This window comes from Pedobacter sandarakinus (assembly GCF_026240095.1).
In the GTDB taxonomy this organism is placed as follows: domain Bacteria; phylum Bacteroidota; class Bacteroidia; order Sphingobacteriales; family Sphingobacteriaceae; genus Pedobacter; species Pedobacter sandarakinus.
Genome location: NZ_JAPIVG010000003.1, coordinates 569,973 through 584,993, shown reverse-complemented (window position 1 = coordinate 584,993; position 15,021 = coordinate 569,973). Strand labels below are relative to the sequence as shown.

At 41.4% G+C, this 15,021-nt stretch carries 13 protein-coding genes; 5 read left to right on the top strand and 8 right to left on the bottom strand.

The window, feature by feature from the left end:
* Nucleotides 1-4 precede the first annotated feature (4 nt).
* Both OQ268_RS11150 and OQ268_RS11145 read right to left on the bottom strand, forming a co-directional pair.
* Nucleotides 5-3,373: a TonB-dependent receptor gene (locus OQ268_RS11150; RefSeq protein WP_265856211.1), complete on the bottom strand. Its 3,369-nt coding sequence runs from the start codon at nucleotides 3,371-3,373 to the stop codon at nucleotides 5-7.
* 51 nt (nucleotides 3,374-3,424) lie between these two features.
* Entirely contained in the window at nucleotides 3,425-4,546 is a 1,122-nt protein-coding gene (locus tag OQ268_RS11145; RefSeq protein WP_265856210.1) for a FecR family protein, read from the bottom strand.
* Between the two features lie 149 nt (nucleotides 4,547-4,695).
* On the opposite strand from OQ268_RS11145, the gene OQ268_RS11140 reads away from it, so the two are divergent.
* The 4 genes from OQ268_RS11140 (at nucleotide 4,696) to OQ268_RS11125 (ending at nucleotide 9,282) form a co-directional block, all read left to right on the top strand.
* Nucleotides 4,696-5,310 (top strand): RNA polymerase sigma factor, encoded by a 615-nt coding sequence (locus OQ268_RS11140; protein ID WP_265856209.1) that lies wholly within the window; start codon nucleotides 4,696-4,698, stop codon nucleotides 5,308-5,310.
* Between the two features lie 185 nt (nucleotides 5,311-5,495).
* Complete coding sequence (locus tag OQ268_RS11135) at nucleotides 5,496-6,008, top strand: (2Fe-2S)-binding protein (RefSeq protein WP_265856208.1); 513 nt, start codon at nucleotides 5,496-5,498, stop codon at nucleotides 6,006-6,008.
* Nucleotides 6,001-7,020, top strand: a complete 1,020-nt coding sequence (locus OQ268_RS11130; RefSeq protein WP_265856207.1) for an FAD binding domain-containing protein — start codon at nucleotides 6,001-6,003, stop codon at nucleotides 7,018-7,020. Before OQ268_RS11135 ends, OQ268_RS11130 begins: the two co-directional genes overlap by 8 nt.
* A 24-nt stretch (nucleotides 7,021-7,044) precedes the next feature.
* Nucleotides 7,045-9,282, top strand: coding sequence for a xanthine dehydrogenase family protein molybdopterin-binding subunit (locus OQ268_RS11125; RefSeq protein ID WP_265856206.1), 2,238 nt, complete (start codon nucleotides 7,045-7,047; stop codon nucleotides 9,280-9,282).
* Between the two features lie 196 nt (nucleotides 9,283-9,478).
* Here the strand turns inward: OQ268_RS11125 and OQ268_RS11120 are convergent, their stop codons facing one another.
* The 3 genes from OQ268_RS11120 to OQ268_RS11110 form a co-directional block, all read right to left on the bottom strand.
* On the bottom strand, nucleotides 9,479-9,967 hold the full coding sequence (locus OQ268_RS11120; protein WP_265856205.1) for a DUF4385 domain-containing protein: 489 nt from the start codon (nucleotides 9,965-9,967) through the stop codon (nucleotides 9,479-9,481).
* A 144-nt stretch (nucleotides 9,968-10,111) separates the two neighbouring features.
* Nucleotides 10,112-10,366: a hypothetical protein gene (locus OQ268_RS11115; protein ID WP_265856204.1), complete on the bottom strand. Its 255-nt coding sequence runs from the start codon at nucleotides 10,364-10,366 to the stop codon at nucleotides 10,112-10,114.
* A 48-nt stretch (nucleotides 10,367-10,414) separates the two neighbouring features.
* Nucleotides 10,415-11,050: an alpha-ketoglutarate-dependent dioxygenase AlkB gene (locus tag OQ268_RS11110; protein WP_265856203.1), complete on the bottom strand. Its 636-nt coding sequence runs from the start codon at nucleotides 11,048-11,050 to the stop codon at nucleotides 10,415-10,417.
* 335 nt (nucleotides 11,051-11,385) lie between these two features.
* Here OQ268_RS11110 and OQ268_RS11105 point away from each other — a divergent pair, with 335 nt between their 5' ends.
* Nucleotides 11,386-12,942, top strand: coding sequence for a DUF4070 domain-containing protein (locus tag OQ268_RS11105; protein WP_265856202.1), 1,557 nt, complete (start codon nucleotides 11,386-11,388; stop codon nucleotides 12,940-12,942).
* 448 nt (nucleotides 12,943-13,390) lie between these two features.
* On the opposite strand, the gene OQ268_RS11100 is transcribed toward OQ268_RS11105, so the two are convergent.
* The 3 genes from OQ268_RS11100 to OQ268_RS11090 are packed head-to-tail and all read right to left on the bottom strand — an operon-like array spanning nucleotide 13,391 to nucleotide 14,848.
* Nucleotides 13,391-14,317 (bottom strand): HipA domain-containing protein, encoded by a 927-nt coding sequence (locus tag OQ268_RS11100; protein WP_265856201.1) that lies wholly within the window; start codon nucleotides 14,315-14,317, stop codon nucleotides 13,391-13,393.
* Nucleotides 14,310-14,645, bottom strand: coding sequence for a HipA N-terminal domain-containing protein (locus OQ268_RS11095; RefSeq protein ID WP_265856200.1), 336 nt, complete (start codon nucleotides 14,643-14,645; stop codon nucleotides 14,310-14,312). The genes OQ268_RS11100 and OQ268_RS11095 overlap by 8 nt, the downstream gene beginning before the upstream one ends.
* Nucleotides 14,645-14,848: a helix-turn-helix transcriptional regulator gene (locus OQ268_RS11090; protein ID WP_265856199.1), complete on the bottom strand. Its 204-nt coding sequence runs from the start codon at nucleotides 14,846-14,848 to the stop codon at nucleotides 14,645-14,647. The genes OQ268_RS11095 and OQ268_RS11090 overlap by 1 nt, the downstream gene beginning before the upstream one ends.
* Between the last annotated feature and the right edge of the window lie 173 nt (nucleotides 14,849-15,021).

Here is a 15,021-nt window from a genome sequence, read left to right as displayed (position 1 = left end):
GATATTATTTTAGCTTAAGAGAGATACCGAAAATAAAAGTTTTTACTTGTGGATATAAGCCACCGCTTGATGCCTGTGTTTCAGGGTCGTAGGCATAAAAGAAATTTGTATCCGTAAAAATATTATCTGCGGATGCATAAAGTCGAAGTCGGTCTATGTGCGCTTTTTTCAAAAAATTACCTGGGATTGTATAACCGATTTGCAGATTTTTAACCCTCAAGTAAGCTGCATCTTGAAGCCAATATTCGGCTAGTCTGGCTGTATTCCTTGTATCCTTATACACAAATCGGGGATAAGATCCACCAGTGTTTTGAGGAGTCCACCGATCCAGGTGTACCTCTTGAGGAAAAGCAGCATCAGCATTATAAGCATGGATTCCGGCACCTGTAATGTAACCATTAGCCTCCCCAACACCTTGTAAAAACACACTAAAATCAAAATTATGATAGGCCGCATCTAACCTGAACGAGTAATTGTATCGTGGATAAGCATCACCAATTACCTCTCTATCCAAGTCTGCGCTAATTACGCCATCACCATTCAAATCGCGGTATTTCAAATCACCTGGGGCTACCTTGCCTGCATCTGCAGAGAAGATGGGAAATTTAGGGATGTATTTTCCGGCCGCATCTTTGGTAAAATCAGCTTCCTGAGCAAGCCCGTCGGTGCGGTAACCGTAAAATGCATCAAGCGGATTGCCAACTTGCCTAATCCTATCGCCAATGGTAGGCGGAACGCCTCCCAAATCTGTCACCTTGTTTTTGATATCGAAAAACTGCGCAGTAAAGCCATACTTAAATTCACCAATTTTATCATTCCAACCCAGGCTAAGTTCATAACCTTTGTTCGAAATGGCACCAGCATTTTGGTCTGGTACGGTTAACCCAATTACGTCTGGCTGAGGTACTTTCAACTGAATATCTACCGTCTTTTTATTGAACCAATCGCCGGTAAAAGTTAACCTGTTATTGAAGAAAGCTAAATCTAACCCCACGTTAAGCATCGTGGCTTTCTCCCATTGCAATAGCGGGTTCGATAAAATAGTTTGAGCAAATCCGGTAGTTAGGATATTTCCAATAGGCATCGTGCCGACACTATTTAGCACTTTAATATACGGATACCACTCAGAATAAGCTGGTCCGTCTGCACCATATTGATTGCCAAGACTACCATAGGATGCTCGAATTTTACCATCGCTGAACCAATTTTGATCCTGAGATTTAATGAAGTTTTCCTCACTAAAGCGCCATCCAACTGAAACAGATGGAAATATCCCCCATTTATGTCCCGGTGCATACCTTGAAGATCCATCATACCTGAGGTTGAACTCAAAAAGATATTTGCCATCATAATCATAATTGATCCGAGAGAATAACGACTGAAGCGCATACTGGTAAGCATCGCCAGTTGCCGTTGGATTGAGCGACCCAATGTTCAAAACGGGCACATCATCACTCACTAAATTCGTTTTCGAAGCTGAAAATGCATCGAAAAGGTAGGTCTCCTGCTGGTAGCCACCTAAAACTTTAAAGTGGTGTTTATCTAAATTGAGGGAATAATCTGCCTGCATCGAAAAGTTCTGCAGCATGGTGCTTGTGGCGATGTCTCTTAGTGAGTTATTAGGTGTGGTGGTATAGATAATAGCATTGCTCACCGGATTATAATAATCTATTCTGCGATTGAAAGTTCTCCTCCTCTGCGAGCTTGCAATTAATCCGTATTGGCTTTTCAAATCGAGCCCTTTTAACAAATGCAGCGTACCGGTAATGTTGGAAGTAAATTCCCTGGAGAAAAAATTATTGAAGCCGCCATCGGTTGCTACTGCCAATGGATTACTGGAGCCCCCGCCATAACCCCAGGTACCTGTTGTAAAGCGAACCGGCGTAAGTGGGGAACTGGTAAAAGCGGTATAGATTACACCGCCACCTCCTTCTGTATCAGAAGCAGGCTGGTTTTGATTTCTGTCGAGGTATCCTAAATTAACATCTACATCCAGGATATTGAGGAGTTTAACGGCAGATAATTTAACCCGGGCATTATTTTTGGCAAACTTGTATTGGTCTCCGGCAATCAATCCATCCTGATTTTCCCTTGCATACGAAAAGTAGTAATTAAAATCGCTGCTTCCGCCATTTATGCTAATGGCATGATTTTGCTGAGGAGCATAATCCTTGATCAGCGCTTCCGTCCAGTTGGTGTTGGCAAAATAGTTAGGATCAGATCCATTTCTGGCCACTTCAATTTGGGCATCAGTGTAAGACCTGGGAAGGCCGGCATTCGCCTGTGCTTCTCCCAAAAGCGTCATGTATTCTACCGATCCAAGTGTTTTAGGCAACCTGGTAGGTTTTTGAAATCCATAATAACCATTGTAAGAAATAATTGCCTTTTGATTAAACTTGCCTTTTTTAGTCGTGACAAGAATAACCCCGTTGGCTGCTCTCGACCCATAAATTGATGATGAGGCAGCATCTTTAAGTACCGTTACGCTTTCAATATCATCCGGATTTATCCAGTTCATATCACCAGGTACGCCATCTATCAAGATGAATGGGTTTGGATTATTCGTTGTGCCCGTTCCCCTGATTCGTAGTGCGGAATTTGTTGCGCCCGGCTGTCCGCTCCCCCCAATGGTGGTAAGACCAGTTACTGTTCCTTGCAGCCCGGTAGACACAGCCGTTATCGGACGATCTTCCAGCACTTTAGCATCTACCTGAGAGATTGCGCCTGTTACATTTGCCCTCTTCTGGGTACCGTATCCCACTACTACCACATCATTCAATCCGAAAGAAGTTGGTTCCAGCGAAAGTGGATAATTGCTTCTTGCATCTATTGTAAATGTATATTCTTCATAACCTACCATCCTTACTTTGATCACATCTCCAATAGCACCGGCAATACTAAAACGACCTAAATCATCAGTAGCAACTGCTTTTTTTGTATTCTCATTGATCACACTTACACCAGGAATTCCTTTCCCGGTTTCATCATTCACGGTTCCGGTAATATCAACCTTTTGCAAAGCTTTTCTTCTAATCACAATAATTTTATTCTCGATAGCATAGCTTAGTGGAAGATTTTGGAGGCTCTTGTTTAAGGCCTCTTCAACGGTTGCATTTTTGACGATGACACTAAGAGGCCCAATTTGATTGAGCATTTCATTATTAAACAAAATGTCGTAACCACTCTGTTTTTTTATCTCGAGAAAAACCTCCTTAATTGGTGCATTTTTTAAATTTAAGGTAATGTTTTGGGCAAAAAGCGAAGCTTTTACCTGTACGCAAAAGACGAGTAAAAGCAATGTGGTAAGCTTTATTGCTTTAAAGCCTTTAAGTTCTTTGTTTTGGCTATAATTTCTAGGGCTGAAAATTTTCATTTTTTGTTTGTTTACGGGTGGTTAATCCCTTAGGTCGAAAAAAAAGATTGGTTAGTTGTTTACGATTACCCTCCTTCCTTCAATCTTAAATTTTACTGTTCCGGTTAAAGTCAACACCTTCAGTACTTCTTCAATATTTTTGAACTTAGATACCGATCCGGTGTAAGTAAGTTTACTGTTGGTTTGCAGATTTACATCTACGTTATACCAGCGTGAAATTTTATGCATAATGGTGGCAAGACTTTCCTCATTGAAAACAAAATATCCATTCTTCCAACCCAGGTCTCCTGAAACATCTGCCTCAGACACGGTTAAACCGTTCTTTCCCAACTGGCCTTGCTGGCCTGGACTGAGATAAACAGATTGCCCGGCAGCCGAAAGCATCACCCTTCCCTCAACGAGTGTAGTCCGAACGATGGGTTCATCTTTATAAGCCATCACATTAAAATGCGTACCCAATACTTTTACGCTCACGCCATTGGCTTTCACGAAAAAGGGTTTTTCTTTATTCTTGGCGATTTCAAAATAGCCCTCACCATCAAGTTCAACTTCTCGTTTGTTGCCAGCAAATCGATTAGGGAATTTAAGACTGGTTTCTGCGTTCAGCCATACTTTCGATCCATCGGGCAATTGCAGGCAATACTGCCCCCCGCGTGGAATAGAAACGGTGTTATAAACCAGCTCATCGTTCACGTTCTCCTCAACCTGATAGGATAGCACGCCATCACTATCTTTTCTAACCTGGGTTCCATTTTCAAAAGCAATTTGTCCGTTTTCGGCATTACTCAATACAATTTTACTTCCGTCGCCAAGTGTTAACACAGCTTTGTTAGTTCCCGGTAATATGGGTGCTATTTTTTCCGTCTGCGTGGAGACAAGCTCCGGCTGCTGATGTTGAATGACATAAACTAGGCCTGCAAAAAATGCAAGCATAACTGTTGCTGCAACTGATACCTTCCAAAAAATGTTTCGTTTTCTTGTATTCGCGTGCGCCTTGTCTGCAATGGCAACCTTCAACCTTGCAAACATCAATTCGGCTTTTTCTGGCGCAATATCTTGTGGCGCTTCCAGATGAAAATCATCGGTATAATTTTGTAATGCCGCTATCTCTTCAGGAGTGCAATCTCCGTTTAGATACTTTTCATAAAGCTTGAGATATTCAGTTTTGGTCATGTTGGTTTGTTTATATGATAGAGCAAAAAAACCGGGCGCACACACTTACTTTTTTAAAAAAATTTTTTTTATGTTGAGATTTACCTGTTTATTAATAAATTCACAATGAGTTAACAAAGCCTTTACTTCAGTATGTGAGATTTGGAAAAATGAAATTAATCAACCCTGATACCAGCGATGAATCACTTTGGAGGGCAATCAAAAACGGCAATGAACATGCATTCAAGCTCGTTTTCGATCGCTATCTTCCCATATTGATGGCTACGGCAAGACGATACATTAAAGATGAGGCGACTTGCGAAAATCTGGTGCAGGATATATTTCTGAATATCTGGATCAGAAAAGAGAACTTGGATATAAAAGATTTTAAAAGTTATTTCACCGCATCTGCCAGGTACCAGGTCTACAAGGAATTGAAAGCCAAAACTGAAAATTCAAGTCTGCTCTATACCGATGAAACCCTCGAATTCAGTCAATCTCACCAGGCCAACGAGGCCGAAGAACGTTTCCATGTTGCAGAGCTGAAAGCCAAAATCGATCGTTACATGTTGCAGTTACCGAAGAGATGCCGGGAAATATTTTTGTTGAGTCGCAGGGAACACTTAACGAATGGCGAGATCGCTTCGAAGTTGAGTATTTCCAAAAGAAGTGTCGAAAATCAGATTACCGCAGCCCTTAAACACCTAAGATCAAACATTGGAAATTATATGCCGATTAATTCCGCAACTGTAATTTCCATCATTCTGTTTCTTTATGGTGATTAATTTTTCACGATATAACAAGCCTGACATAAACCTGCCTGAAGATACAGCGCACCAGGTGCTTAAGCCAAAAGCAAGTGGATCATTTGAGTAGGCTTTTTTAAGATAATCTCCCATTCTTTGTCGGCAAATTAAAACCAATACTATAATTTTTTGTTAGCAGAATAGTCCAGTTAACAGACTATACTATGCAAACAGAACCTCAAAAATCCCCTAACGGACCGTTGGATAGCCGGTCAGTAACCTTCAGGATCAATGGAGAAGACCGTAATATCGTCATCCGACCCTGGGTGAGCCTTCTAGATTGCCTGCGAGATCATCTTGATTTAACGGGAACAAAGAAAGGTTGTGATCATGGCCAGTGTGGTGCTTGCACCGTAATCTGTGATGGAAAACGGGTACTGAGTTGCCTTTCACTTGCCGTAATGAAAGATGGATCCGACATTACAACCATCGAAGGCATTGCCAACGGTGATGAACTCCATCCACTTCAACAAGCTTTTATCGACCATGATGCTTTTCAATGTGGTTACTGTACACCTGGCCAGATCTGCAGTGCAATCGGATTGTTGAAGGAAGGAAAGGCAAATACACGGGAAGAAGTAAAAGAGCTAATGAGTGGCAACCTATGCCGCTGTGGCGCCAACGTTGGGATTATTGATGCAGTGATGCAGGTAAAAAACGGAGGGAGCTATGAATAATTTCGACTATCAGCAACCTTCAGCCATAGCAGACACATTGAAACTGGTAGGTGATAATGACCAGGCCAAATTCATCGCAGGTGGTACAAACCTCATCGATCTATGGAAATACAACCTTGTTCATCCCTCCATGCTCGTAGACATCAATCACCTTTCGGAAATTTCAGCCATCAGCCAGCGTGAAGATGGCGGAATCAGGTTAGGAGCTGCAGTAAAAAATGCAGATACAGCGTACCACCCCAGCGTAGAAAACAACTATCCCTTACTTTCTAAAGCCATCCTTGCGGGAGCTTCTGCACAAATCAGAAACATGGCCAGTAATGGCGGCAACCTTTTGCAACGCACAAGATGTTATTACTTCTATGATCATGAGGTGCCTTGCAACAAGCGGAAACCAGGTTCTGGATGCCCTGCCAAGGAAGGACACAACAGAATGCATGCCATACTGGGCACCAGCGATGAATGTATTGCGGTATTCCCTTCAGATATGTGCGTGGCGCTGGCCGCCCTGGATGCTTCGGTAAATATTACTGGTATAGCGGGCAATCGCACCATATCTTTTGCCGATTTCCACCGTTTACCTGGCGACCGTCCCGATCTGGACAACCATTTGAAACCAGACGAGCTCATCACGTCAATTGATTTGCCAGAGCAAGGTTTTTCCAAAAATTATTCTTACCTCAAACTTCGCGATCGCCATTCCTATGCTTTTGCATTGGTTTCGGTTGCTACTGCGCTAGCGCTGGAGGGAGATACCATCACAGAAGCAAGAATCGCACTTGGTGGCGTGGCACACAAGCCATGGCGTTCGGCAGAAGCCGAGGAATTTCTCAAAGGAAAGCCGGCGACTGAAGAAAATTTCGCAGCAGCGGCAGATATCATCCTGGAAGGCGCTAAGGGATTTGGTGATAATAACTTCAAAATTAAGCTAGCCAAAAATGCAATAATTAGAAACGGAATGATGGCACTTCATCCAGAATCACAACTTCCGGGCGCACAACCATCAGCTTAACGAAACCAACTAAACACTTTGAAAATGGATACCAATAAAACCGTAGGAAAACCTCTAAGCCGTTTGGAAGGAAGAGCGAAAGTTACCGGGGCGGCAAAATATGCAGCAGAACATCAGGCGCCCGACCTCCTCCATGGTTATATCGTGGGCAGTGCAATAACCAAAGGTAAAATTGCCGACATTGATATTACCAAGGCCATGGCTATACCGGGAGTGGTTGAAGTGCTTTCTCACCTCAACCGCCCTAAACTGGCATCGTTCGATCTCCAATATACTGATATGGATGCGCCACCGGGAACCGTTTTCAAGCCATTGCACAATGAGCAGATCCTGTTCAATGGTCAACCTATTGCCTTGGTTGTTGCCTCAGATTTTGAAACCGCCAGATACGCCGCCACACAAATTGTTATCACATACACAGAGGAAGCACATAAAGCAAGTCTGGAAGATCACCTGGATAGCTCGAGGGAACCACAAAAGGGATTTGCAACGGCACTAAAACCACCGCCGCCGCCACCAACAGGAGATTTTGAAACTGCCTTTGAAAATGCGGCAGTTAAGGTTAGCGCAACCTACCACCATGGTACGGAGCACCACAACCCTATTGAACTGTTTGCAACCACTACCCTATTTGAAGGAGATGGAAAGCTAACCATTTACGATAAAACGCAGGGCACCATAAACAATCAATTGTTCGTTGCCAATGTTTTCGGTTTGCATTATAAAGATGTGCGGGTACTGGCACCATTTGTTGGTGGCGGATTCGGGTCAGGACTGAGACCGCAATACCAGCTTTTTCTATGTGCAATGGCAGCGCTACACCTAAAAAGAAATGTACGTGTGGTACTCGATAGAAAGCAGATGTTTTCATTCAGCCACCGCCCAACTGCAGTACAACAACTCCGTTTTGCTACCGACATTAATGGAAAATTGACTGCCATGGGGCATAGCACTTTTGCCGAAACTTCTAGCTTTGAAGACTATACAGAGCCAACATCCAACTGGAGCCACAAACTTTATCCGGCACCAAATACGCTTTTCGAACATGAAGTTGTACCCTTAGATGTGCCTACCCCAATGGATATGCGGGCACCGGGCGGCAGCACTGCCCTGCATGCCATCGAATGTACTATGGACGAACTCGCCTACAAACTTAAGATTGATCCATTGGAACTGCGACTGATCAATTATTCGGATTTCGATCCCTCTACCAAAAAACCATATACCAGCAAGGCATTAAGGGAATGCTACCTACAGGCGGCTGAGAAATTCGGCTGGTACGAGCGCTCCCCGGAACCGAGAAGCATGAAACGCGGCAATAAACTTATTGGTTATGGCATGGCCACCGGCATATGGGATGCTTTCCAGTTTCCAGCAAGGGCGAAGGTATTGATCGACGCAACAGGAAAAATGGTGGTAGAAAATGCCACAACAGATATCGGCACAGGAACCCTGACGGTGATGACGCAGATTGCAGCAGACGAACTTGGTTTATCCATAGATGATGTGGACTTTCGATACGGCGATAGCAAAAAGCCATTTTCAATGTTCCAGGGAGGCTCGGCCATCACTTCATCAACTGGTGTAGCCATCGTAGTTGCCGCAAAAGCGCTTCGTAAAAAACTTCTTAAAAAAGCGGGTCAGATGGAAGGTTCTCCGTTTAAAAAAGCCGAGGAACAAGATGTGCTTTTTATGCAAGGCAAACTCATCCTTAAAGAAGACCCGAGCAAAATGGTATCGCTAAAAGACATCATTGCATTTAATAAGGGTGTTGCCATCCAAACCACGCAGATGGGGAAACCACACATGCTGAAACTTAGAAAGTACAGCCTGGCAACCCACAGTGCATCTTTCGTAGAAGTTGAGGTAGATCGTGACCTTGGCACCGTAAAGGTTACGAGGGCGGTAACGGCAGTTGCAGCAGGGAAGATCATTAATCCAAAAACCGCAAAAAGCCAAATTCTGGGATCGATGGTTTGGGGAATCAGCAAGGCACTTCACGAGGAAACACTGATGGATACGGCGCTTGGCAAATACATGAATGCAAACCTCGGAGAATACCACATACCAGCACATGCAGATATCGGAGAACTTGATGTAATCTTTGCCGATGAAAAAGATACACTCATCAATGAACTTGGTACCAAAGGTGTAGGCGAGATTGGTCTCGTGGGTATGCCCGCAGCAATTTCAAATGCAATCTTTCATGCCACTGGCAAACGGATCTATAAACTACCCATCCATTTTGATGAGCTGATATAAACAAATTTACCTTGAAAATTCATGGTGAATAAAGTACAAAATAGTGGCGACATCTTCCTTTCAAAAATCGGAACGGATGTCGCCTCAAGCATTAACCTTTGGGCAGAACTGCTGTGCACCTACTCATAGGTTGATAGTAAATTCCTGGCTTGGGAAATATTTTCCTTACTAGCCGAAATAAATTTCAGATCAGAAATTAACCGAAATGGCTTTTCCATTCCTTCTTCTGTTGGGCATACGCAGTAATGCCTTCCGCCTTTTTCCAGTAACCATAAAAAATTTCTGCTGATTTTGCCTTTTCCTCCTCTCCCGTTCCCCGCTCCAGCAATGCATAATCTTGTGCTTTGTCGAATTTTTTCCCGCCTTTATAATTAGCATATCGCCGTGAACGGGTATAACCCATTTGCAGGTATTTACGGGCGAGGTCGGCGCCTACAAACTCGCCGTTTTGCAGGTACATCAAAAATAATTGATAGATCTTTTCCGCACTTTTTGCTGCAATAGCTGGTGTTTTAAATCGCCAGTAGGGACCAATCTCAGCTTTATATGGCTGACAAATGAGCACTCCCTGTTCACCTTTACCAACACGGTAAAATTCAGGATGCTTCCGGTAATCTACTCCGGGTTTCCAGGCGTAGGCCTTACTGTCGAAGTCAAGGTAAGATGGCTTGGCGGTAGCTTTCATAATGCAGAAGGGGAATAATCCTTTTTTTCTCTTTTGTATTCCTATTTCAATAGTCGATTTAAATCAAATCTTTCAGACACATGCCAACACCCTCAACCGGAGACTTTAGCCCCAATCAGGTTAATTCACCATTGATACTTTGGTTCAATCACGGTCTGCATCAGATTCCGGGGTTTGGTCCTGATGGTGCTGATCCATAAAAGCGCCCAATGCTGCAATCGTATCTTGATCAACATTGTTATTGTCGATTTGAATCCACGAATCATTTCTTTTTTCCGCCCAATGATCCAGGTCGCCATTCTTCATGAAATCAAATTGTTGCGGATTAGCATATTCAACAATGGTATAGGTTTCTTTTGTGTTTTCGGCTGTAGTGTGGATGTAAGCTAGCTCTTGCATGGCTATTTAATTTATGTTAAAATATTTAATTCTTGTCGAGACTTTCGATTATCCTTCTGTTAGGTTGAGCTGGAATTTTTCCCTGAGGATGCTTGCCACCCGCCCATCGGGATTCATTTGATGAACCTTATCTGGCTTTACTTTTCGGTAAGTAATGGATACCCGGCGGTCGCGATGATGAATCTCGCCTGAAATCACATCTTTCTTTCTTGGTGGAATGCCATGATCCCATTTTTTTCGGGCATCATCCTGCATAACATAAAGCGAACGTCTAGGGATTTCAATGTCGATAATTTCCAGTTTCTTACCTCTGATGAAGCGCATGATACAGCCGCTTCCTAAATTTACACCGCAAATTTGATTCTCGTAATAATTCCGATCCTTGTGCGGACGGATGCCTTCCCCGGGAAGGTATTCATTGATGATCACCTGATCAGGCTGAATAGCTAATAATTGGCCCTCCACAATTTCTGTTGAAAGTGCTAAAATTTGTTTCGGAATTTGGAGGGGTATGCCGATAAGCTGGTAAGGTTCTTCCAGTTCATTACGAAAACCGTAATACTGAAGGCGCCTGGCATAGTCAACCATCCAAACCTGCCTATCGATTTCAGAAAGCAACTGTGTTTCCCGCTCCGGCGAAATAAAATCAGGATAAATGAATAATCCGGGTACTGCTGTTTCCATAAGTTTATAACAACGAAAACTTGCAGGTGGTTTGGTGGCCTGTGTTTACTAACGTCTAATTAGTGCTTTTAAGTTGCCGAAGGTATCTGGTTTAAAGCTCAAACCAATCGTGAAGTGCATAACCAATTTGACAAGTATCGAGTTACTCAAGCATCGCCTAATCCGCCGAACTCTTCGCCTTATCTTAGCTGTTATCCAGCTTTTTAAATTGATTTTTGTCTCCTTTAAATTTTGGCTACCGCTATGATATATCATGCCAAAATAATAACTTCGAAACGACATGTATTAGCTGAACTGATTATCCCCATCAGAAAAAGAATTTAAATCGCTCAAATATGAAAATCCTTTTGGTATATCCCGAAATGTATGATTCGTTTTATGCTTTGAAGCACCTTGCTTCGTTAACCGGCAAAAAAGCGGCATTCCCTCCCCTTGGTTTATTAACGGTAGCCGCTATGCTGCCACAAGATTGGGAACGAAAACTCGTAGATCTGAATGTTAAACCATTAATTGATAGTGATATCGAATGGGCTGATATGATATTTCTTTCAGCCATGAATGTACAGGAAGAGTCGGTAAGGAAAATTATAGCGCAGTGCAAAAGAAAAAATGCCACGATCGTAGCCGGAGGACCGCTGTTTACACATGAACATGAGCGGTTTGATGGCATTGCCCATTTCGTGTTAAATGAAGCCGAAATTACACTTCCCCTATTTCTTGCCGACCTGAAATTTGGTCAGGCCAAGCCAATATATAGTACGTCCGAATTTGCCGATGTAAGTACCACCCCATTGCCGCAAATGAATCTTATCAACATGAAGGACTACATGTATGCGATAATTCAATTTTCACGCGGCTGCCCCTACCTGTGCGACTTTTGTGATGTAACTACCTTATACGGGCGTAAACCACGTACCAAGTCTGTAGAACAAATTCTTACTGAACTGGAGCTAATTCGTAAAGCAGGCGAAACCCAAACGGTATTGTTTGCCGATGATAACCTCATTGGAAATAGAAAAGTATTAAAGTCTGAGTTGCTCCCGGCTTTGATCGACTGGCATGAAAAGACCAAACCTGGATTATATTTCATGACCCAACTAACCGTCAACTTAGCAGACGACGATGAAATGATGGATTTGATGCTCCAGGCGAAATTCAGAAATATATTTATCGGGATTGAAACCCCGGAGGCAGACAGCTTAAAGGCTTCGCTAAAAAACCAGAACCTAAAACGAGACCTGGTAACCAATATCCGTAAGCTCCATCAATCTGGCTTTGTGGTGTTAGGAGGATTTATCGTAGGTTTTGATACAGATAAAGAAGGGGTCTTTAAAAACATGATTGATTTTATACAGGAAACCGCTATCCCTGTGCCAATTGTCAATGTATTAAAAGCACCTCCAGGAACAGCATTGTTTGATAGAATGAAACGGGAAAACAGGCTTTCGAGCCATTTTACCTTTTCTGAAGGTGAAACAAACATTATCCCAAAGATGGGAGCAGAAAAATTAAAGAAGGGTTTTTTAGAAGTGATTTCTAATGTTTACCCTCCCGAACATTCGTTTCAAAGAATAAAGAAGTTTATAAACGACTATGAATTTCCAAAAAATGGCGGGGCCAAAGTAAAAGACAAATTTACCTTGAGGCAATCATACTATATTATCCATGCGATTATAAAGTTAACCCTGTTCGATACAGACAGTAAATATTTTCGTGATTTGATAAGTTGGACCTATAAAAACAAAAGAAAGCATATGGTCTTAGCCATTATGTATGGTATGATGATGTACCAACTGAGAGAGAACCATAATCAAATTGTAAACACCTTATCTAAATCCACAGTGGCATTGAAAGATGAATTTACAGATACATTCCTAGCTGAAGCAATATAGGTTTGTACGCCCGAAGTTAAAGTGGTCTCGGCAGTCTTAATCATAAAGCTTAATCTTAGTTGATTAGGCTTTTTTTTTGCGGAAAGTTCAAACATTAAACTATTATCCGCATGAATTCGAATAAAGGCTTTAGCGTTATTTTGTTGAAAGCTTTATTTATCTAACAGGACATATAACCCTCATAGCGAAATTGTTAAGAATAAAAATCCTTTCCCCATCATTCAGCAGCATAAATGAAATACATGGCAATGGAAGCTAAAAAATCCTTCAAACATTAAAAGCTGTTATTAAAAGACGTCCAAGAGATCAAAAGCGCTTCATCTAGATTAGGCTAGCTAAAGCTAAAAAATGGCTGTTTATATTGGGCGTATATTTATCCCAACCAGAAAGTAAAGAGATATTGATTAACAGTTTGTTGAAAGGCCACAGCTACAAATTCGGTACAAAATCAATTAAATAGTTGTAACTGTTTCTGTTTAATCAGTTTTTTGTATTCTTTTTTATAATTAACATTTAAAAAACTTTGTTCAATCATTTTATCACAGCTTTCTATGTTATTTATAAATTCATTGTAAATGTTATCCCTAACTTTTTCTGCAATATTTAAACTAGTTGCGAACTGGTCGAAATCAGATTTTTTAACCTTTCTTTTTCTTCCCCCTAAAGTTAACGCCAAATCTTCTACATCTTCGGGGAAAACCAAATTAACGTTTAACAAATCGTAAGCAGGGGAAAGTAAAATACCTTTTTCGGTATGCATCAATGAAAAATTCTTCAAGTGCATATCGTTATTCCCTGTTAAAAAAGAAAACAAGACCAATCTAAAATATTTAATGGCATCTAAGCCTGAATTGGTAGCGTATTGTTTAATTACCTTTCCAACCCGCTCGTAAGAACTTTTATATTTTTGTTCAGTCTGTAATTCAGAAAGCTGGCAAAGATCCTCTACATGAATTTTCTTGCCATTAACCCGATCAAAACGTTTCGTGATATAAGCCAATTCTCCAGTCGAAGTCCTAATTAAGGTATGTTGCGCCGTTGTTATCTTAAATAGTTTTGCCAAATGCATGGTTAAATCCTCTACTTCGGGCATAAATAAAAAATCTGTAGACTGCGGTTTTAGAATGTAATCTCCCCAAAGCCCCACTAATGTTAGTCGCTTATTTCCCTTCTCTCCTTCTAAACTTAGCGATAATTTTGGTTGAACACCGGTAACTGCTAGCCTTTCGTTTACCGTAAATTGAGCCATTTGGGCTAACTTTTCTTGATCCAACTCTAATTTCGGCATCACAGTGGTTCCGAAAAACTTTTTAGAACAAGCTGTATGGTATTCCCCTATTTCTACAGGTTGATAGCAAAATAAACAATTAGTCATTTTTTACCTCCTCTTCTGGATAAACTGAAACAGCACCGATGGTATCTCTGCATAAATTGATTAACAATTCAAACCGATCCCTTGGATTGAGTTTCCAATGCTTCTCTCCTATATCCAACAACCAACCTTCAGGAATTAATCCATCAAAAAAAGGAAACAAAACCTTACTGTAATACCGTTTACTATTTAATGGTAAGGTTAAACTAATCGGTTTTCGATTTTGTGTTTCCAAATAGTTAGCATCATATTGAAAAGTATAGCCATCATCTGTTTCTGATAGATAGCCCGCCAATACATCTCGAAAATATATTTTTGCCTGTCTTGCCATTATTTGGTTAGTTTATCTATAACACCAACTTCTTTACCAAACAAAGCCAAAACATCATTAACTTTATCTAAACGAAGTGTTTTTTTACCTTGCTCTAAATCACGAACAAAGTTTAAACCAACACCAGCATTCAAAGCCATATCTTCTTGTGTTAAGCCCAACTCCTTACGTTTAGCTTTTACGAAATCACGTATATTATCCATTTTATATCCTTTCGGATATAAATATATTAAAGTTATTTAAATTATATGCTATCGGATATAAAATTATAAAAAGCTAAAAATCTATATGAGTTGGGATATAGCGAAGCTAGTGTACAAACAGGTAATTATATGCGGAGAATAAAGAATTAATCTCCGCATCACTTCGAATAAAT